This is a genomic window from Lentzea sp. NPDC004789, assembly GCF_053601075.1.
Genome location: NZ_JBSGBE010000001.1, coordinates 647051 through 665565, shown reverse-complemented (window position 1 = coordinate 665565; position 18515 = coordinate 647051). Strand labels below are relative to the sequence as shown.

Annotated in this window: 23 protein-coding genes and 4 tRNA genes; 20 read left to right on the top strand and 7 right to left on the bottom strand. The window is 68.5% G+C overall.

From position 1 onward, the window contains the following. Positions 1-2556 (bottom strand): glycosyl hydrolase 2 galactose-binding domain-containing protein, encoded by a 2556-nt coding sequence (locus ACWEIJ_RS03290; RefSeq protein ID WP_449835541.1) that lies wholly within the window; start codon positions 2554-2556, stop codon positions 1-3. Then, positions 2553-3584, bottom strand: a complete 1032-nt coding sequence (locus ACWEIJ_RS03285; RefSeq protein ID WP_449835540.1) for a LysR family transcriptional regulator — start codon at positions 3582-3584, stop codon at positions 2553-2555. Before ACWEIJ_RS03285 ends, ACWEIJ_RS03290 begins: the two co-directional genes overlap by 4 nt. Positions 3585-3809: 225 nt before the next feature. Here ACWEIJ_RS03285 and ACWEIJ_RS03280 point away from each other — a divergent pair, with 225 nt between their 5' ends. Genes ACWEIJ_RS03280 through htpX form a run of 4 tightly spaced genes read left to right on the top strand, consistent with a single transcriptional unit; the run spans position 3810 to position 6092 of the window. Beyond that, a complete protein-coding gene (locus tag ACWEIJ_RS03280; protein WP_449835539.1) occupies positions 3810-4235 on the top strand; it encodes an NADH-quinone oxidoreductase subunit B in 426 nt (141 codons plus the stop codon). After that, complete coding sequence (locus ACWEIJ_RS03275) at positions 4232-4765, top strand: NADH-quinone oxidoreductase subunit C (RefSeq protein ID WP_449835538.1); 534 nt, start codon at positions 4232-4234, stop codon at positions 4763-4765. The genes ACWEIJ_RS03280 and ACWEIJ_RS03275 overlap by 4 nt, the downstream gene beginning before the upstream one ends. After that, complete coding sequence (locus tag ACWEIJ_RS03270; protein WP_355434908.1) at positions 4762-5214, top strand: 4Fe-4S binding protein; 453 nt, start codon at positions 4762-4764, stop codon at positions 5212-5214. Before ACWEIJ_RS03275 ends, ACWEIJ_RS03270 begins: the two co-directional genes overlap by 4 nt. 17 nt (positions 5215-5231) lie before the next feature. Then, positions 5232-6092 (top strand): zinc metalloprotease HtpX, encoded by an 861-nt coding sequence (gene htpX / locus ACWEIJ_RS03265; protein WP_449835537.1) that lies wholly within the window; start codon positions 5232-5234, stop codon positions 6090-6092. Here htpX and rfbA read toward each other — a convergent pair. Together rfbA and ACWEIJ_RS03255 are read right to left on the bottom strand one after the other, a co-directional pair. Continuing rightward, positions 6089-6961, bottom strand: coding sequence for a glucose-1-phosphate thymidylyltransferase RfbA (rfbA, locus tag ACWEIJ_RS03260; RefSeq protein WP_449835536.1), 873 nt, complete (start codon positions 6959-6961; stop codon positions 6089-6091). The two genes, htpX and rfbA, sit on opposite strands and share 4 nt — an antisense overlap. Beyond that, on the bottom strand, positions 6958-7449 hold the full coding sequence (locus ACWEIJ_RS03255; RefSeq protein WP_355434975.1) for a YajQ family cyclic di-GMP-binding protein: 492 nt from the start codon (positions 7447-7449) through the stop codon (positions 6958-6960). The genes rfbA and ACWEIJ_RS03255 overlap by 4 nt, the downstream gene beginning before the upstream one ends. A gap of 119 nt (positions 7450-7568) precedes the next feature. On the opposite strand from ACWEIJ_RS03255, the gene ACWEIJ_RS03250 reads away from it, so the two are divergent. From ACWEIJ_RS03250 to ACWEIJ_RS03235, 4 genes are all read left to right on the top strand, one after another. Next, a tRNA-Tyr gene (locus tag ACWEIJ_RS03250) sits at positions 7569-7649 on the top strand. Positions 7650-7717: 68 nt separating this feature from the next. Beyond that, positions 7718-8395: a protein phosphatase 2C domain-containing protein gene (locus ACWEIJ_RS03245; RefSeq protein WP_449835535.1), complete on the top strand. Its 678-nt coding sequence runs from the start codon at positions 7718-7720 to the stop codon at positions 8393-8395. Further along, positions 8392-8667, top strand: coding sequence for a hypothetical protein (locus tag ACWEIJ_RS03240; protein WP_449835534.1), 276 nt, complete (start codon positions 8392-8394; stop codon positions 8665-8667). The genes ACWEIJ_RS03245 and ACWEIJ_RS03240 overlap by 4 nt, the downstream gene beginning before the upstream one ends. After that, positions 8664-8909 carry a hypothetical protein gene (locus tag ACWEIJ_RS03235; protein WP_449835533.1) on the top strand — a complete coding sequence of 82 codons (246 nt, stop codon included), beginning with the start codon at positions 8664-8666 and terminating at the stop codon, positions 8907-8909. Before ACWEIJ_RS03240 ends, ACWEIJ_RS03235 begins: the two co-directional genes overlap by 4 nt. Here ACWEIJ_RS03235 and ACWEIJ_RS03230 read toward each other — a convergent pair. Then, positions 8899-9252, bottom strand: a complete 354-nt coding sequence (locus tag ACWEIJ_RS03230) for a winged helix-turn-helix transcriptional regulator (RefSeq protein WP_449835532.1) — start codon at positions 9250-9252, stop codon at positions 8899-8901. The two genes, ACWEIJ_RS03235 and ACWEIJ_RS03230, sit on opposite strands and share 11 nt — an antisense overlap. An 83-nt stretch (positions 9253-9335) precedes the next feature. On the opposite strand from ACWEIJ_RS03230, the gene ACWEIJ_RS03225 reads away from it, so the two are divergent. The 3 genes from ACWEIJ_RS03225 (at position 9336) to ACWEIJ_RS03215 (ending at position 11398) form a co-directional block, all read left to right on the top strand. Further along, the gene (locus ACWEIJ_RS03225; protein WP_449835531.1) at positions 9336-10157 is read left to right on the top strand and encodes an NAD(P)-dependent oxidoreductase; all 822 of its coding nucleotides are present in this window, start codon (positions 9336-9338) and stop codon (positions 10155-10157) included. Beyond that, a complete protein-coding gene (locus ACWEIJ_RS03220; protein ID WP_449835530.1) occupies positions 10154-10888 on the top strand; it encodes an SDR family NAD(P)-dependent oxidoreductase in 735 nt (244 codons plus the stop codon). Before ACWEIJ_RS03225 ends, ACWEIJ_RS03220 begins: the two co-directional genes overlap by 4 nt. A 63-nt stretch (positions 10889-10951) precedes the next feature. Beyond that, the gene (locus tag ACWEIJ_RS03215) at positions 10952-11398 is read left to right on the top strand and encodes a carboxymuconolactone decarboxylase family protein (RefSeq protein WP_449835529.1); all 447 of its coding nucleotides are present in this window, start codon (positions 10952-10954) and stop codon (positions 11396-11398) included. A gap of 111 nt (positions 11399-11509) precedes the next feature. Here the strand turns inward: ACWEIJ_RS03215 and ACWEIJ_RS03210 are convergent, their stop codons facing one another. Together ACWEIJ_RS03210 and ACWEIJ_RS03205 are read right to left on the bottom strand one after the other, a co-directional pair. Next, the gene (locus ACWEIJ_RS03210; protein ID WP_449835528.1) at positions 11510-11746 is read right to left on the bottom strand and encodes a hypothetical protein; all 237 of its coding nucleotides are present in this window, start codon (positions 11744-11746) and stop codon (positions 11510-11512) included. A gap of 138 nt (positions 11747-11884) precedes the next feature. Continuing rightward, the gene (locus ACWEIJ_RS03205; protein ID WP_449835527.1) at positions 11885-12694 is read right to left on the bottom strand and encodes a GNAT family N-acetyltransferase; all 810 of its coding nucleotides are present in this window, start codon (positions 12692-12694) and stop codon (positions 11885-11887) included. Positions 12695-12709: 15 nt separating this feature from the next. Between ACWEIJ_RS03205 and ACWEIJ_RS03200 the strand changes: the two genes are divergently transcribed. The 9 genes from ACWEIJ_RS03200 to secE all read left to right on the top strand — a co-directional run bounded on the left by ACWEIJ_RS03200 (position 12710) and on the right by secE (position 18497). Next, entirely contained in the window at positions 12710-13462 is a 753-nt protein-coding gene (locus ACWEIJ_RS03200; RefSeq protein WP_449835526.1) for a PhzF family phenazine biosynthesis protein, read from the top strand. Positions 13463-13621: 159 nt separating this feature from the next. Beyond that, entirely contained in the window at positions 13622-16228 is a 2607-nt protein-coding gene (locus ACWEIJ_RS03195) for an EAL domain-containing protein (protein WP_449835525.1), read from the top strand. 74 nt (positions 16229-16302) lie between these two features. Next, positions 16303-16378 (top strand) — tRNA-Thr (locus ACWEIJ_RS03190). A gap of 42 nt (positions 16379-16420) precedes the next feature. After that, positions 16421-16493, top strand: a tRNA-Met gene (locus ACWEIJ_RS03185). A gap of 219 nt (positions 16494-16712) precedes the next feature. Continuing rightward, positions 16713-16877, top strand: a complete 165-nt coding sequence (gene rpmG, locus ACWEIJ_RS03180; RefSeq protein WP_015105301.1) for a 50S ribosomal protein L33 — start codon at positions 16713-16715, stop codon at positions 16875-16877. 71 nt (positions 16878-16948) lie between these two features. Further along, positions 16949-17398, top strand: a complete 450-nt coding sequence (locus ACWEIJ_RS03175; RefSeq protein WP_449835524.1) for a MaoC family dehydratase N-terminal domain-containing protein — start codon at positions 16949-16951, stop codon at positions 17396-17398. After that, the gene (locus tag ACWEIJ_RS03170; RefSeq protein WP_449835523.1) at positions 17395-17805 is read left to right on the top strand and encodes a MaoC/PaaZ C-terminal domain-containing protein; all 411 of its coding nucleotides are present in this window, start codon (positions 17395-17397) and stop codon (positions 17803-17805) included. Before ACWEIJ_RS03175 ends, ACWEIJ_RS03170 begins: the two co-directional genes overlap by 4 nt. 168 nt (positions 17806-17973) lie before the next feature. Further along, a tRNA-Trp gene (locus ACWEIJ_RS03165) sits at positions 17974-18046 on the top strand. Positions 18047-18080: 34 nt separating this feature from the next. After that, positions 18081-18497 (top strand): preprotein translocase subunit SecE, encoded by a 417-nt coding sequence (gene secE, locus ACWEIJ_RS03160; protein WP_449835522.1) that lies wholly within the window; start codon positions 18081-18083, stop codon positions 18495-18497. Positions 18498-18515: the final 18 nt, after the last annotated feature.

Below are 18515 nucleotides of genomic sequence, written 5' to 3'. Positions count from 1 at the left end.
TCAGCTGACCTCGACGGTGGGGGTGGCCCCGCCGAGCAGCTCTTCCCGGTACGTCGCGGAGACCGTCACCGTTTCACCTGGCCACAGCGTCACGTAGTTGTCGGTCCACAGCGCAGGAGCGATCTCCGGGCCGCCCGCCCCCTTGTGGATGCTCACCCTGGTGAAGAGCGCCACGGAGTCGCCGTTGTTCGTGAGGGTGACGTCTGCGCGTGTACCCGACACGGTGGACGACACGGACAGCTTCTCGTGCGGCAGCGACATCAGACCGGTGAAGTCCGCGAAGGCGGTCTGCGGCAGGTGGTCCCAGTTCTCAGGGGTGGGGATCTTGGTCACGTCCGGAGAGGTGGAGAGCCAGTAGACGTTGCGGTCGACGACCTTCCCCGACGCGTCACGCAGCAGCAGACGCACCAGGTAGGTGCGGGACGTGCCCAACTCGACCTTGTCGACCGCACCGGGCCCCGACGCGGTCACGGACGAGTCCGAGTGCACGGTGCCGTCCAGTTCGAACACGGTGGTCTGCACGTTCATGCCCTCCACCGCGCCGAGCGCCCACACCGTGTTGTCGTCGTAGGAGTACTGCACGTGCTGAGGACGCATGCCCTCGCGTGCGCCGAAGTACCCGCCACTGGGCGTCATCGAGTAGTCGAACAGGTGCCAGTAGAGCTCCGGCTGCGCGTTGTCCAGCATCCAGTAGATGTCACCGGTCGAGGGATTCGTCGGACGCAGCGCGTTGCGTCCGTGCGCCTCGAACTGGGCGCGGTTGACCTCGTAGTTCATCAACTGCGCCTTGCGGACGAAGTCCTCCAGCGACGACGGCTTGCCGTAGCGGTTGGCGAGGGCGTGCCAGAAGTCCCCGAGGCGGCTGAACGTCTCCGAAACCGACAGGTGGTACTGCACGGAGTCGGCGTCGCGCCACAGCGCCTCCAGCTCGGCGTCGCTCAGGAACGACTTCAGCGCCGCCAGCTCGGGAATCGCCGGGCCGGGGCCGTTCTCGCCCTCGAACCCGAACGCGCCGCCACCCACGTCGCCGTAGAAGTAGTTCGGCGGCACGAACCAGTACGGCCCGGCTCCCTTGTTGCCGGACGGGCCGAGCCGCTCGCTCGCCTTCGGCGCGATCGCCGGAAGCAGCGGTAGCGACCAGTCGGTCGACGCGAACGCCTCCAGGTACGTCCGTTCGACCTCCGGCCGCGGCGCCTCGTCGCTGCCCACGTAGAAGCTGAGCACCGACGGGTGGTTCTGCAGCCGGAAGCCTTCGGTGACCGCCGACGCACGTGCCACCGCGAACTCCTCCTGCGTCCACGTGTCGTTGTGCTGCCACCTCGTGCAGCACTCCCAGCCCGGCATCAGCACGATGCCCAGGCGGTCGGCCAGCTCGTAGAACTCGTTCTGCTCGCCCTTGCCCTCGAGCCGCAGCGTGTTCAGGCCGAGGTCGCGCACGTAGGAGAGCTGGTCGCGCATGCGTTGCCGGTCGTCGCGCAGGAACAGGTCCGGCACCCAGCCGGCGCCGCGCACGTGGAACGGCCTGCCGTTGATCTCGAACGCCAGCGCGCCGTCGGAGTTCAGCGACGACCGGACGTGTTTGATGCCGAAGTCGGTCGCCGCCCGGTCCGACGAACGTCCGCCGACGACGGCGTCCAGGTCCAGCCGGTACAACGGCTGATCGCCCATCGCGTACGGCCACCACACACGCGGACGTTCCATGTGCTGTTTGGTCTCCACGGTGGTGGTGCCCATGGCCGGAACCTTCACGGTTTCCTCGAACGGCCCGTCGGCCGAGCCCCTGACCAGCACCTCGACGTCCGAGGAGGTGTGGTTGGTGAGTTCCGCCTTGATCGTCAGGTCCGCGGTCTCCAGCGACGGCACGTCCAACGAAGTGATCACACGCGCGTTGTGCAGCGAGACCGGACCGGTGCGCACGAGCTGCACGTCACGCCACACGCCCATGCTCATGTCCGGTGGCGGCTGGGTCCAGTCGAGGAACTCGATCGAGAGGTACTTGTCGCTGACCGCGGGGAAGACCTTGATGGCCAGCGCGTTCTTCCCGGGGCGCAGCTGCACCTCGAAGTCGTGCGCCGGGTACGCGCCCGCGACGACGTCCGGACCGGCGATCTTGGTGCCGTTCAGCCAGATCTCCGCGCTCGGGATGATGCCGCCCGGCAGCCGCAGGAACGTGTGCGAGTCGGCACGAGCTTCGGCCAGGAACGTCCTGCGGTACCACCACGGCACCGCGAACCGCGCCGCGTCCACCTTGTCGCGCATGTTCGTCGAGTAGTGGATGTCCGGGTACTGCCCGGCGGCCAGGAGACCACCCATCACCGTGGACCTGCGGGGGACGGTCGTCCAGCCGCGGTCGTCGTACTCCGGTCGCGACACGACGTCGCCGCCCACCGGCACGTCCGACGAGGACCGCAGCTGCCAGTCGGGGAACGTCGTCACCTCGCCCGTGCCGGTCGGCGTCCCGAACGGTGGGTGCACCGACCGGGTCACGGTCGCGGGCACGCAGCTCGCCAGGACCAGCAGCACCACCAGCGCCAGACGTTTCACGATGCTGGTCACGGTGCCGGCGCCTCCGACCGGAAGGCCGACCACAGCAGGTTCAGCGGGTGGTCTGCCGGGTGCTTCGACAGCTCGTCCGTTCGAGCGAAGACCCCCACGAGCCGCTCCAGCGAGTCGTCCGAGAGCTCGACGACGCGGAGACCGCCGCCTTCCCTCAGCTCGTTGTTGGACGCGACCACGCCCAGCCCAGACGTCACGATCATGGCCCCCTGTACGAGATTCGAGCGCAGCAGCGAGATGCCGTACTGGATCTCGTCGATCTCGGCCGCGATGTCGAGCCCCTGACGGTAGTCCGGCCCGAACCACCCGCGCAGGAACTCAGCGATCAGGCCGGCGCCCGGCACCACCAGCGGCACCGACCGGAGCTGAGGCACCCGGACGCGGTCGCCGACGACCGTCTCCGGCAGGTTCGTCAGCAGCGCGAGGCCACCGCGCCGCCACTCGATCACGTCGAACTCGGGGCGTTCCCAGCCGGCACCCGCCCGTGTCACGACGCTGCCGCACACCACGTCGACCTCGCGCGTCTCCAGCTTCGTCCAGATGTCCTTGGTGCGGATGTGCACGACCTTGAGGTCCACGTCGCGCTCGCGGAACTCGTCGGCGACGTGGTGCCACGCCTTCGCGAGCGTATCCAGCATGTATCGCGTGGTGCCGACGGTCACGGTCGTGCCGAGCTTGCGGCGGCACTCGTGAATTCCGTCGAGCCACTCCGCGAGCGTGTCCCGAGCCAATTCGACGAGCGACTCACCGGTCTGCGTGAACAGCACGTCCTTTCCGCGTCCCTGCTTCACCACGAGCGCTTCGCCGCACAGCTGCTGGAAGTTCCTGTTCAACGTGTCCAGCTGCTTCTGCACGCTCGACTGCTCGCGTCCCAGCGCCCGTGCCGCCCGCAGCGCCGATCGGGTCTCGTGCACCGTCAACAGGGTCCTGAGCTGGTCCAGCGTGGTATCCAGTAGAGCGCCCGGCATGTTCAGCAGACGGTGCAGTGAGGTGCTGGTGGGGAGCACCAACTGGGACGAGCCGGACATCGGAACCCTCTCTGATGTTCTACCGATCAGTTGGACTGAACTTGACCGCATTTCGCCGGGAAATTATCTGCAGATCCTGTTCGCAAATCGCTGGACACATATCGTGCGGTGTACAAAGCTATCTGCGGCGACCACGCGTGGGAGCCGATTCCGGGGGGAATCATTGGGGGGTGGGGGTCCGCCAGGCGCAAGCTGGTGGGCCCCCAAGTATTACCCTCGCTGGTTGTGACCGTTTCCGCTCGCCCGGACGATGTCGTCCTGAACTGGGGCACCACCTACCGGGTCACCGTCCTCGAACTCGGGCTCGCCTGCTGCGGAGTCGAAGTGATGGCTGCTCTCGACCGCCTTCCCGACCTCGGCGTCACGCCGGTCGCCGGCGCGGGCGAGGCACACGTTCTCGTCGTCTCCGGCACCGTCACGGACGCCATGTTGCCCGCTGTGATCCGCAGTTTCGAGGCCATGCCCGAACCTCGCTACGTCATCTCCGTGGGCGCCTGCAGCAACACCGGCGGCCCGTACTGGGACTCCTACTGCGTCACCAAGGGCATCGACCAGGCGCTGCCGGTCCACGTCGCCGTGCCGGGCTGCCCACCGCGGCCGGAGGCGTTGCTCGAAGGGCTCAAGGCCCTGCACGGCCTGGTGAACGCATGACCGCCACGCAGAAGACCGCCTTCGGCCAGACCGTCCACCACGTCGAGCTCGCCGACTGGCTGGACGTCGCCACGCGACTGCACGACGACGGGCACGTGATGTTCGACTGGCTCGGCGTCGAGGACGCGGGCCGACCCGGCTCGGCCGGGCAGCGGCACGCGGTCTTCCTGCACGTCATCGACCCGCGGACGCGTGAAGGCGTGATGCTGCGCACCGAGCTCGGCGCGTCCGATCGGCTGCCCGGCGTCGCCCACCTGTGGAAGGGCGCGCGGTGGCACGAACGCGAGGCGGCCGAGATGTTCGGCATCGCCGTCGACGACGACGAGCCCGAGCACCTGCTGCTGCCCGACAGCTTCCAGGGCCACCCGTTGCGCAAGGACTTCGTGCTGGCCTCCCGCGTCGTGCGGCCCTGGCCGGGCAGGCTCGAACCGGGCGAGGACAACACCAGCGCCCCGAGCCGCCGCCGCACCGCACCGCCCGGAGTGCCGGACCCGTCCTGGGGCCCGCGCCGTGAGGAGGAGACCCAGTGACCAGCCTTCCGCCGCGCACCAGGGGCGTCATCGCGCTGTTGGAGGCCAACTGCACGGTCTGCATGATCTGCGCGCGCGAGTGCCCAGACTGGTGCATCCACATCACGTCGCACACCGAGGTCGAACAGCAGCCCGGCAGCGCCCGGCCGCGCAGCCGCAACGTGCTCGACCGGTTCGCGATCGACTACGGCCAATGTCTGTACTGCGGCATCTGCGTCGAGGTCTGCCCGTTCGACGCCCTGCACTGGGCACCGGAGTTCGGCTACCCGGGAACGGGCTCGATCGAGGGCGACGGTGCCGTGGCCGAGCTGGTCCACGAACGGGACGTGCTGGCCACGTGGGTCGAGAAGGTGCCGCCGCCACCACCGCTCGACCCGGCCGCGGAGGCCGCGCCGGAAACGGCGACCGGAACCGGACGCAGGCCTGGTTCGTTGAGAGGTAGGACGTAAAACCCGGAGGCGGAACCGTGCACAAGCACTTCAACGGGTTGAAGACGGCCGTGCTGCTCGGCGTGATGAGCGCGCTGATCATCGTGATCAGCGGGCTGTTCGGCCGGACGGCACTGGTCATCGGCCTGGTGTTGGCCTTGGGCGTGAACGCCTACGCGTACTTCAACTCCGACAAGCTCGCCCTGCGCGCGATGCGGGCGATCCCCGTGTCCCAGGTCGAGCAGCCCGCGCTCTACGCGATCGTGCGGGAGCTGTCGCAGAAGGCGCGCCAGCCCATGCCGAGGCTCTACCTGAGCCCGACCATCGCACCGAACGCGTTCGCGACGGGCCGCAACCCGCGCAACGCCGCCGTGTGCTGCACCACGGGCATCCTGGACCTGCTCGACGAACGCGAGCTGCGCGCCGTGCTCGGCCACGAGCTCGCCCACGTCTACAACCGCGACATCCTGATCAGCTGCGTGGCCGGCGCGCTGGCCGCCGTGATCACCACGCTCGCGAACCTGGCACTGCTCGCCGGGATCTTCGGCGGCGGCGATGACGACGACGGCCCCGGCCCGCTGGGCCTGCTGCTGATCGCGTTGCTCGGCCCGGTCGCGGCCACCGTCGTGCGCCTGGCCGTGAGCCGTTCGCGCGAGTTCCAGGCCGACCAGTCCGGTGCCGAGCTCACCGGCGACCCGCTGGCACTGGCGAGCGCGCTGCGCAAGATCGAGCTGGGGACGCGGGCGGCACCGCTCGCACCGGAGCCGGAGGTGGTGTCGCAGAGCCACCTGATGATCGCGAACCCGTTCCGCTCGGGAGAGCAGTTCGCGAGGTGGTTCTCGACCCACCCGCCGATCGCCGACCGCATCCGCAGGCTCGAGGAGATGGCCAGGCGCTAACGCCCGGCCCGTGCCACGGCCATGAGGTACTCGCCGTACCCGGACTTGCCGAGCTTCTCGCCGAGCGCGTAGCACTCGTCGGCGGAGATGAAGCCCATGCGCAGCGCGATCTCCTCAGGACACGCGATGCGCACGCCGGTCCGGTGCTCCAGCACCTGCACGAACTGCCCCGCTTCGAGCAACGAGTCGTGCGTGCCGGTGTCGAGCCACGCGAACCCGCGGCTCAGGTCCACCAGCTGCGCACGTCCCTCGCGCAGGTAGGCGAGGTTGACGTCGGTGATCTCCAGCTCGCCGCGCGGCGACGGCTTGAGGTTGCGGGAGATGTCCACCACACCGTTGTCGTAGAAGTAGAGCCCGGTGATCGCCCGGTTCGACTTCGGCTGCGCCGGCTTCTCCTCGATCGACAACAGCCTGCCGGTCGCGTCGACCTCGCCCACGCCGTACCGCTCGGGGTCCTTCACCTGATACCCGAACAGCACGCAGCCGTCCAAAGAGGACGCGTGGTGCTGCAGCGTCGACGAGAACCCCTGGCCGTAGAAGATGTTGTCGCCCAGCACCAGCGCCACGTCGTCGTCCCCGACGAAGTCCGCGCCGATGATGAACGCCTCCGCGAGCCCGTTCGGCGCGGCCTGCTCGGCGTAGGAGAAGCTCATGCCCCACTGGGACCCGTCGCCGAGCAGCCGCCGGAACAGCGGTAAGTCCGTCGGCGTGGAGATGATCAGGACCTCCCGGATGCCGGCCAGCATCAGCACCGACAGCGGGTAGTAGATCATCGGCTTGTCGTAGACCGGCAGCAGCTGCTTGGAGACCGCCTGCGTGATCGGGTGCAGGCGGGTCCCGCTGCCACCGGCGAGGACGATGCCCTTCACCGGTAGTTGGTGAACTGCAGGGCGATGCCGAAGTCCGAACCCTTCAGCAGGGCGATGACCTCCTGCAGGTGGTCCTTCTTCTTGCCGGACACCCGCAGCTGGTCACCCTGGATCTGCGCCTGCACGCCCTTGGGCGCCTCGTCGCGGATCTTCTTGGCGATCTCCTTGGCCTTCTCCGACGAGATGCCCTGCACGAGGTTTCCCGTGACCTTGAACACCTTCCCGGACACCGCGGGCTCGCCCACCTCGAACGCCTTCATCGAGATGTTGCGCTTGACCAGCTTCTCCTGGAAGACGTCGATCGCCGCCTTGCAGCGCTCCTCGGTCTCGGAGGTGAAGGTGATCGCCTCCTCACCGGCCCAGGCCACGGTGGTGTTGGTCCCGCGGAAGTCGAAGCGCGTGCTCAGCTCCTTGGCCGCCTGGTTGAGCGCGTTGTCGACCTCCTGCCGGTCCACCTTGCTCACCACGTCGAACGACGGGTCCGCCACGACTTCACTCCTCATCGAACTCGGGGTCACAGCCTGCGTCGATGCTACTGGGGGACCCCGATTTGGGGGCTCCCGAAGGTGTTATGTATTGTTCTGCCCGCACCGTTACGACGGTGTGGGGCGGGTTGCCCGAGCGGCCAATGGGAGCGGACTGTAAATCCGTCGCGAAAGCTACAGAGGTTCGAATCCTCTACCCGCCACAGCAACGATGGGCCTCTGACCGAGCTGGTCAGGGGCCCATCGGCCGTTTGTGCAGAGGGGGACTGGCGTGCGCACGCAGATGGCGACCGAGGCCGGTAGATCGACCGCGCCGAGCGAGGACCGCGCGCTCGTGGGCCCGAACCTGCTGGCCGTGCTCGACGGCGTGACGGCCAAGCCGGAGAACGGCTGCGTGCACGGCGTCGGCTGGTTCGCCGACCAGCTCGCCGCGGAACTGCTGCGGTTCGCACACCTCGGACCTGCTCCGGCGCTGGCAGAGGCCATCGCGCAGACCCGCGGGCTGCACTCCGGCAGCTGCGATCTCGATCACCCCGACAGTCCCAGCGCGACGGTCGGGCTCGTCCAGGTCTCCGGTGACGTCCTGCGGTACCTCGTGCTGGGCGACGCCACCGTGGTGATCGACACCAAGCAGCAGTTGCACGTGGTGAGCGACACCTCGACCAACCGCACGGCCGGCGCGAACCCCGCGGACGCCGAGCACGCGCTCACCGGGGAGATCCCGCTGCAGGAGGTGCGGCGCGTCGCGATCCTGTCCGACGGCGCCGCGCGGGCGGTCGATCTGTTCAATCTCTTCGATTGGCGTCAGGCGCTCGAAGTGATGACGGCGAACGGGCCGGACGATCTGATCCGCAAAATGCGCGCGGTCGAAAAGGAAGACGCCAAGGCCGTCGATTGGCCGCGCAAGAAGGTTTCCGACGACGCGACGGTCGTCTATCTCGAACGGTGACGCTCGGCGCGCTGGACGACGTTCTGCGCGGCGCCGCGAGTGTCCGGATCTCCGAGATCGAGTGGTACGGCGAGGTCGTCGTCGACCTGTCGCGGCCGGAGGACCGTGATCGTCTGCGCGCGGCCATGGCGGTGGACTCGTTGCCCGGCTACGTGTGCGCGTGCCGCGGGCGGATCGTGTTCGAGTTCTTCAGTCGGCCACTGGCCGATGGCCACCAAACTCCCGCCACGTGGTCGAGGCGCGCCGGAGGATGCAGGCCGTCGACCCCGTGACCCGCGTGCCTCAGCTGCTGTCCTGGTGTGCGGCCGGCACGGGTCGGCCGCCGTACGAGGACGTTCCGGGGCTGATCCTGCGCGAGACCCCGATCACGGAGATCATCACCGCGCTCCAGGACCCGCGGGCCGACGCACGCCACGACGCCGGTGCGGCGCTCCGGGCACGCGTCCGGGAAGCCGCCGCGGCACGGGGTTACGAGCTGCCGCAGTGGGCGGAACGCCTGCTGCTCAATGCTTAGGCGCGGGCTCCACGCCGCGGCGGCGCGCGATCGCCTGCATGTTGTCCTCGCCCCAGTCGCCCAACGGCAGCAGCGCCTCGTTGAGCCGCTTCCCGAGCGGCGTCAACGAGTACTCGACGCGCGGCGGGACCTCGTGGAACACCTCGCGGTGCACGAGCTCGTCGGCCTCCATCTCGCGCAGCACCTGGATGAGCATCTTCTCGCTGATGCCGGACACGGACCGGCGCAGCTCGCCCGTGCGCAGCGGCCCGTGGTGCAGCGCCCAGAGGATCAGGGCCTTCCACCGGCCGCCGATCACGTCGATCGCCGCGTCCAGGCCGCAGGAGTACTTCCGAGGCAACATGCTGGATCCTTACCAAAAGGTGGGTACCTGACAAAATAGTGGGTACTTGTCGCTTCGACAGTGGCCGAACGAGCATTGCCCGCATGGGGACCAAGAAGACCGTGGGCGTGCTCGGCCTGGGCCGGATGGGCAGCGCGCTCGCATCAGCCCTGGTCAACGAGGGCTACGACGTAACGGTGTGGAACCGCTCGGACAAGCCCGCACCACCGGACACCACCCGAGCCAAGACGCCGGAAGAAGCCTTCGAGGCGGATGTCGTCGTGACCTGTCTGTCCACTTACGACGTTCAGCGGCCGCTGCTCACCAAAGCGATCAAGACGCTCGTCAACCTGACGTCCGGCACGCCGGAGGAAGCCCGTGCCACCGCGCGGTGGGCGGCGGAGAACGGCGTCGAGTACGTCGACGGTGTGATCATGGCCGTGCCGCAGCAGATCGGCACCGGGCAGGCGCGGATCCTGTACGCGGGCCGGCCGGAGCACCACGTCCTGCAGGCGTTCGGCGAACCGGTTCACCTGGGGGAGGACGCCGGTCTGCCCGCCCTGTACGACCTGGCCCTGCTCGGGGTCATGTGGTCGGTGTTCGGCGGATATCTGCAGGCGCAGGCGCTCGTCCAGACCGCCGGGGTCGCGCCGCGGGAGTTCACGCCGCTGGTCACCGACTGGCTCGCCACCGTGAGCACCTTCCTGCCCGAGTTGGGCGAGCAGACCCGGAGCCGGGACTACGAGACGGAAGTGTCCTCATTGGACATCAACGTCGAGGGGCTCCGCCTGCTCACCAGGGCCAGTGCGGAACAAGGCCTCGACGTCACGGTTCCGCGATCACTGCACGAGCTGTTCCAACGGGCGCAGCGCAACGGCCACGGCGCGCACAGCGTCGCGAGCGTCATCGAGGAGATCCGGAAGTGAAGCACCTGGGGAAGAAGGCCGTCGTCATCGGTGGCACGCACGGCATGGGCCGCGCGACGGTGGAGAAGCTGGTCGCGAACGGTGTCGAGGTCGTGCTGACCGGCCGGACCGCGCGGCGGGCCGACGGGCTGAAGGCGCACGCCATCGCGTCCGACGCGGCGAACCTCGAAGACATCGTCAGGCTCAAAGCCGACGTGGCACAACGGTTCCACGACATCGACCTGCTCTTCGTCAACGTCGGGTTCTCCACGCTCACACCGTTCGACTCGACGACCGAGGCCGACTACGACCGCACGTTCGACGTGAACACCAAGGGGGCGTTCTTCACGGCCCAGCACCTGGCACCGCTGATCGCAGAGGGCGGTTCGATCGTCTTCACCACGAGCGTCGCCACGGTCCTCGGCTCGCCCGGCCTGAGCGTCTACGCGGGCGCGAAGGCGGCGGTCAGGGCGTTCGCGCGAGGGCTCGCCGCCGAGCTGGCGCCGCGGAACATCAGGGTCAACGTGGTCAGTCCTGGCTTCATCGACACGCCGTCGATGGGCGTGACCGGTGTGCCGCAAGAGGTTCTGGACGCGTTCAAGAGGCAGGGCGACGAGACGACGCCGCTCAAGCGGCACGGCACGATGGACGAGGTCGCCGACGCGGTGCTCTTCCTGGCGTTCGACGCCACCTTCACCACCGGTGCCGAGCTGGCCGTCGACGGTGGTCTCGGCCAGGGGCTGAGCGCGTAGCAAAAAATCTTCGCCGGACCTGTCACATCTGCCTCGCCTGCCGGGTCGAGAGGGCAGAAGACGATGAAGACAGGGAGAACGAAGATGCGGATCGCCAACCCGATCATGTCCGTGCCCGGCGCGATGAAGGCCTTGCTGGACCTGTCCGCGGCCGCGGAGAAGACGGGACTGGACAAGGACTACGTGGAGCTGATCTGCCTGCGCGTCAGCATCATGAACGGCTGCGGCATGTGCATCGACTACCACACCAAGCTGTTGCGCGAGGCGAAGGTGGCGGACGAGAAGGTCTACGCCGTCGCCGGCTGGAGGGACGTGCCGTACTACACGGACGCGGAGAAGGCGGGATTCGCGCTCGCTGAGGAGATGACGCGGGTGCACGTCAGCGACGACGTGTGGGACGAGGCCGCGAAGCACTACACCGAGGACCAGCTCGCGGGCCTCACGATCGCCATCGGCGCGATCAACCTCTGGAACCGCGTCAACGTGGCCACCCAGCAGAAGGTGGCCTGAACGAGGTTGAAGCCGGCGCGCAAGAGCTTCCTCTCTCTTGCGTGCCGGCCTCAGCGCGCAGCATACCCCATGTCGAACACATGTTCGATCATTGGGCGGTCAACACGCCGATCAACTGGCGGCGAGAGCCGCCCGGCCGTCGTCGGTCAGCTCGGCGCAGACGCGCCGGCCGAACGAGGTGGGCTGCGCGGGGCGCAGCAGTCCCGCGTGCACGAGGTCGTGCGTCGCCATCTGGTCGCAACAGGGCAACCCGTCGACGTACAGCTCGGGCTCCGTGCCGCCGGTGACCTCGGCACGGCCCGCCTCGACGGCCCGCAGCATCGACCGTGCTCTTCCGCTGAGTTCCATCTCGACCCCCCAGGATGTGGTGTCCGAATCCGCTACCCCTTTGTCGAAATAGAGGCCGGATTCGTTCCACAAGTACGGTGTCGTTTGGGTTCTTCGCTTGTGTGAACGGGTAGATCATGCGTCACTACGCCGTTCGGGTCACGAAGACACGCCGGGGGAGTGGCGCAAAGCCGGGCGGCGGACCCACAGCGTCCAGCTCGGCCGGTACCCGTGCGAGTACCAGAACGGCGTCGAGCGCGGGTTCGGCAGGGCGTGGTGGAGCAGTGTCGACGCCACTCCGGAGCGGTCCAGCAGGGCGTGCACGTGCGCCACGAGCGCGCTGCCCGCGCCCGTGCGGCGGGCATCGGGCCGTACGCCGAGGTGGCCGAGATACGCGAACGGGCGGGCGCGCGCGTACCGCTCGATCCACAACGCGTCCTCCGGCATGTCGACGTAAACCATGCCGACGGGCGTGTCGCCGCGGACCGCGAGCCACATCGACTCGGCGGGGCGGTCCAGCACCTCGGTCAGCGAGGCCCGCAGGTGCCGCGCGCTGTTGGGGCGTTCGGTCACCAGCCCGAACGCCTCGTCGTAGCGGATGGTGTTGAGGTTGAGCTCGACCGCGACGTCCAGGTCCGCGTGCGTCGCGGGACGGACGTGCACGTCGGACGGGCGCGGTGCGACGGCGTGCCCCGCGCGGCGCTCCGCGATCACGACCAGCGGTGCGAAGCCGTGGTGGATCAGCGGAAGCGCGTCGCCGGTCTCGTGGCTCGGCAGCGTCACGATCGCCGCGGTGTCCGGGTCGTCCACGCCGGTGAGCCGGGTTTCCCACTCGTCCAGCAGCGCGGGCAGGTCCCAGCCGGGTTGCCAGGTCAGACCGTGGGTGCGCAGCGCTCCCCACGTCGGGAGCAGCGAGTCCGGGTCCGTCTCGCGGTAGGTGAAGAGGTCGGCCACGCCCCATCTGAACATGGCAGGGTCGCAGGCGTGGAGATCTACGTGGTGGATTCGTTCACCGACAAGCCCTTCGCGGGCAACCCGGCCGCCGTCGTGCTCCTGACGGAACCTCGTGACGACGCCTGGATGCAGGCCGTCGCCGCCGAGATGAAGCACGCCGAGACGGCGTTCGTCACCCCCGACAACCATCTCCGGTGGTTCACCCCGACGGTCGAGGTCGACCTGTGCGGGCACGCCACCCTGGCCACCGCGCACGTGCTGGGCGGCGAGCAGAGGTTCACGACGCGTAGCGGCGTCCTCACGTGCGTCAACGACGGCGAGTGGATCCGGATGGACTTCCCGGCAGACCCGCCAGAGTTGACTGACCCGCCAATCGGGCTAGCGGAGGCACTGCCACATGCGACGATCAAGTCCGTCGCGCGCGGGCGCTTCGATTACCTGGTCGAAGTGGGGAGTGCCGCGGAAGTCCGTTCCTTGCGACCTGATGTCCAAGGACTGACACAGATTTCGTCACGCGGAGTAATCGTCACGGCGATCGGCGACGGCGAGGCGGACGTCGTGAGTCGCTGCTTCTACCCGCGGACCGGAGTCCCGGAGGACCCCGTCACCGGTTCGGCGCACTGCACGCTCGCGTCCTATTGGGTGCCTCGGCTGCAACGCGCTGACCTGCTGGCGGAGCAGGCGTCACCGCGCGGCGGGTTCGTGCGGGCGACCCTCGCCCAAGATCGCGTACTGCTCTCCGGGCAGGCCGTGACAGTGCTCCGAGGGCACCTGAGCGGGTAGCCACGTCTGGGTGAATCGAAGTCACTAGGGGTGCTCGACCTGCCATTTCGTCCCCCGAGCGGGGTACATTGGTGCCCCTGGAGGGGTCCTGATCGCCAAGTGCGGGACCCCTCAGTCACGCCTAGAGGTTCCCCCACCCCAGGCCGACGAGGAGGCTGGATGTCCGACCGAGCGTCGGCCCCCGTGTCGGACTCGGCCGCCTGGTCGGCCAAGTCGACCAACCGCGCGTTCAGCGCGTTCGCCGTCACCCTCCTGGTGGCCGGCGTCGTCTGCGCGGGCATGGTCGCGGCCTGGCTGCCGGAGAGGCAGACCACCTCCCTCTTCTGGATCGGCCCACTGCTCGTCGTCGGCTTCCTGCTGGCCGAGCAGCTCGCCATCAACGTCGACGTCCGCAGCGGCGTCGCCTGGACCATCTCCTTCACCGAGATCCCGCTGGTGCTGGGCCTGCTCGTGGCCCCGTTCGAGGTCGTGCTCGCCGCGCACGTGGTGGCCGGCGTGGGCACGTTGCTGGGCAGGCGGATCCTCGACCGCGCCGTGTACAACGCGGGCCTGATGTTCATGGAGATCTCCGTGGCGTTCGCCGCCGCGGAGGCGGTGAACAAGATCGTCGGTACCGGTGGGCCGTTCTGGGCGGGCGCGTTCATCGGCACCATCACCGTGCCGCTCCTCGCGAGCGTGCTGGGCCTCTGCGCGTTGCGGCTCATGGGCAAGTCGATGCGCGTCGGCAACAGCGTCCGTCTGGTGCTGCAGACGCTCGTCGTGGCGTTGCTGAACACTTCCGCCGGCCTCGTCGGCTACCAGATCGTCTCCACCACCGCGTGGGGCGGCGTCCTGATCGTCCTGGTGCTCGCGGGCATCGTGGCCACCTACCTCGCCTACTCGGGCCTGCTGCGCGAGCAGCGCGACCTGGAGGCGTTGAGCGAGGTCAGCCTCCGTGTCGCGAGGTCGGGACAGCACGGCACCGGCCCGCGCCAGCCCGACGACGACCTCACCACGGGCGTGGAAGAGGACGAGTGGCAGCTCATCGCGGAACGCATCCGCGAGCAGCTCAACGCCAACCGCGTCGTGCTGCGCCTGCGCACCGACCCGCAGGAAGCCATGATCACCCTCGTCGCCGGCGAACCGCTGCCCGACGAGATGACCGCGACCGACCCGCGAGCCGTGCGCGAGGACCCGATCCTGCAGCTGCCCGGCACGCACGTCCGGTACTACCGCGTGGCCGACGCGACCGAGGACGTCACCGAGGCCCTGCTGCGCCGGGACGCGCAGGAGGCGCTCGTCGTCCCGTTGCGCGGCGCGACCCAGCTGCTCGGCGCGGTCGAGGCGCACGACCGGTTGTCCCGCTGGCGCGGTTTCGGCAAGGCCGACATCCAGCTCCTGCGCACGCTGGCCTCGCACCTCGCCACGGCCGTGGACAACCGGCGCCTGCTCGCCAGGTTGCGCCACGACGCCTACCACGACCCGCTGACGGGTCTGCTGAACCGGCCCGGCTTCCGCGAGGCGTGCGCCGAGCCGCTGCGCGACTCCCAGCGGGGCGTGGTGCTGCGGATCGACCTCGACATCCTGTCGACCGTGTCCGACGCGCTGGGCCAGGCCTGGGGAAACCGGATGGTCGTCGCCGCCGGACGCCGGCTGCGCGACGCCCTCGGTGCCGACGTGCCGCTCGCCCGGCTGGAAGGCGGCGCGTTCGCCGCGTTCCTCGACGACTCGCGCGCCGCCACCGCCCACGAGATGGCGGAACGGTTGCGGGCAGGGCTTTCCGTGCCGTACCCCGTCGACCGGCTCACCGTCGAGGCCTCCGCGGTCGTCGGCTACGCGTCCAAAGCGGACTCCGAGACCGAGGACCTGGACCCGGACGCGTTGCTGCAGCGGGCGGACGTCGCCGTGCGCGCGACGTCGGAGGGCATGCCGGTCAAGGCCTACTCGCCGTCGATGGGCCAGATCTTCCTGCGCCGCTTCCAGCTCGTGACGCAGTTCCGCCAGGCCGTCGAGACCGGCCAGATCTCGGTGCACTACCAGCCGAAGGTCGCACTGCCGTCCCGCCAGGTCGTGGGTGCGGAAGCGCTCGTGCGCTGGACGCATCCGGAGTTCGGCCGCGTCGACCCGGACGAGTTCGTGCCGGCCGTCGAGGCCACCGGCCTCGTGGACGTGCTGACCGACTTCGTGATGGACCGCGCGCTGGAACGCGTCCGCCGCTGGCTCGACCGCGGGCTGCGGATGTCCATCGCGGTCAACCTGTCCGTGCGGACGCTCGGCGACGAGGACTTCCCGAACCGCGTGGCGGCGGCACTGGAGCGCCACGACGTGCCGTCCGGGCTGCTGACCTTCGAGCTCACCGAGTCGGGCGTCATGGCCGATCCCGAGCGCGCTCTGCCGGTGCTGCGGCGCCTGCACGCGATCGGCGTCGTGCTGGCGGTCGACGACTTCGGCACCGGCTACTCCTCACTGGCGTACCTGCGGCAGCTGCCGGTGGACGAGGTGAAGATCGACAAGTCGTTCGTGCTCGGGATGGGCACGGATCTCGGCGACATGGCCGTGGTCCGGTCGATCGTGGAGCTCGGCCACTCGCTCGGCCTGGTCGTGGTCGCCGAGGGCGTGGAGGACGACGCGGCTCGCGATCAACTCGTCGGCATGGGCTGCGACGTGGCTCAGGGCTACCTGATCTCGCGGCCGCTGTCCGAGGACCGGTTCGAGGCGTGGCTGCGGGCGCGAACGGTGCAGGTCAGGGGTGCGCGCGATGAGACGGTGCTCACCTTGGTGCACTAGAGGCACCCCCGGATTTCGTTCTTGGTGGACGGGTGTTGTAGAGTTCTCCTCGCTCGGCAAGAACGAAAGAGCAAGCCCCTTTAGCTCAGTCGGCAGAGCGTCTCCATGGTAAGGAGAAGGTCTACGGTTCGATTCCGTAAAGGGGCTCCACTACTGGCCGCGGTGCTGAGCATCGCGGCTGTGGTGTGTTAAAGCGGTGTAGCTCAGTTGGTAGAGCAAGCGGCTCATAATCGCTGTGTCGCCGGTTCAAGTCCGGCCACCGCTACGTGAGTGGGTGAGGTGTGTCCGCGGAGGGCGCGGACCATCCTCACTTCGCAGTAACATTCCCTGGGGGCTTCGCCCCCAGACCCCCTACCGAGCGCTCGGCGAGCGGGCGGATCGGCCGGGGGCCGGAATCGGGCAGCAACTTCGTTGCCCAACCCCGCCAGCCGGTAAGCCCGGACTGGGTTCCCGGGGACCATGAGCTCTCAGGAAGGCAAGGACCGTGGCTGCAACCGACGTACGCCCGAAGATCACCCTCGCGTGCGAGGAGTGCAAGCACCGGAACTACATCACCAGGAAGAACCGGCGCAACGACCCGGACCGCCTGGAGATCAAGAAGTTCTGCCCGAACTGCAAGACGCACCGCGCGCACAAGGAAACCCGCTGAGCGCGTAGCAGGTCTTCGACCGAGGCCCGTCCCACAGCTGGGGCGGGTCTCGTCGCATATAGGCTCTTCGGGTGCCTCTCGACCCCAGCTTCACCGGACGTAGTTATCCGCCGTCGCAGCCGTACGACGTGAGCCGCGAGAAGATCCGCGAGTTCGCCGACGCCATCGGTGCGACCAGCCCGGCCTACCGCGACGCCGACGCCGCGAAGGCGTTGGGGCACAGGGATGTCATCGCGCCGCCGACGTTCGCGATCGTGGTGGCGATGAAGACCAACGAGACGGTCATGTTCGACCCGGAGCTGAAGCTCGACTACAGCCGCGTCGTGCACGGCGACCAGAGCTTCGTCCACCACCGGCCCATCACCGCGGGCGACCAGCTCGTCAGCGTGGCCCACATCGACGCCATCACGTCCCGCATGGGCAACGACATGGTGACCGTGCGGACCGAGATCAGCACGGTCGACGGCGAGCTCGTCACCACCGCCAAGTCGATGCTCGTCGTGAGGGGAGAAGACGCGTGACCAACGCGGCTGTCGGTACCGAGCTGCCCGCCCTGTCCGTCCGTCTCCGGCGCGACGACCTGGTGCGCTACGCGGGTGCCTCGCTGGACTTCAACCCCATCCACTGGAACGAGAAGACCGCGAAGGAAGTCGGCCTCCCCGACGTCATCGCGCACGGCATGCTGACGATGGCCGTGGCGTCGCGGATCGTCGCGGAGTGGATCGGCGACCCCGGTGCGATCGTCGAGTACGGGTGCCGGTTCGGCCGGCCCGTCGTGGTGCCGAACGACGGCGAGGGCGCGCTGGTCGAGGTGACCGCGAAGGTCACCAAGGACTTCGAAGACGGAACTGTGAAGGTCAACATCAACGCGAGTTATGAGGGCAAGTCGGTCCTGACCGGCGCATTTGCTCGCGTGCGTGTTTCCTGACACATGCGATCCGCCACAGTTGTACGACCCTGATTCGTGTTCTCGGCACTCGTATGGGTAGGCTGTGCGACAGGCCGCTCGACAGATGCTTGGGCGGTCTGGTTGGAGTGGTCGGGACTGGCTCCCGTACACTTCCTGCGTGGCCAGGGGGTCTCTCGTGGATCCCGAAGGGGTGTAGCTCAACTGGCAGAGCAGCGGTCTCCAAAACCGCAGGTTGCAGGTTCAAGTCCTGTCGCCCCTGCTGTCGAAGCGTCATGGGTGGAGTGGAGGACGGCATGAGCGAGGGCCGCGAGCAGGATCTGCCGGAGGAGCGCGAAGGCGCTGCCGTCCGGCCGTCCACTGCTGCGGCGCGGCGTGAACGTCGTGCCTCCTCTCGCCCGGCCGCCCGTAAGGACGGCAGCAGCGCTGAGTCGAAGAAGAGCGTCGTCAAGTCCGACTCCTCGGACGAGGACGCGAAGAAGGGTCGCCCGACCAAGACCCGTGATGGACAGGAGAAGCGTCCCTCGCTGATCGGGCGGTTCTTCCGCTACCTCCGCGAGGTCATCGGCGAACTCCGCAAGGTGATCTGGCCGACGCGCAAGCAGCTCGTCACGTACACCGGCGTCGTGCTGGTGTTCGTGGTCTTCATGGTTGCGCTGGTGTGGGCTCTCGACCTCGGCTTCGGCGCGGCTGTTTTCGAGCTGTTCGGCTGAGCCGGACAGCTGCCGCTG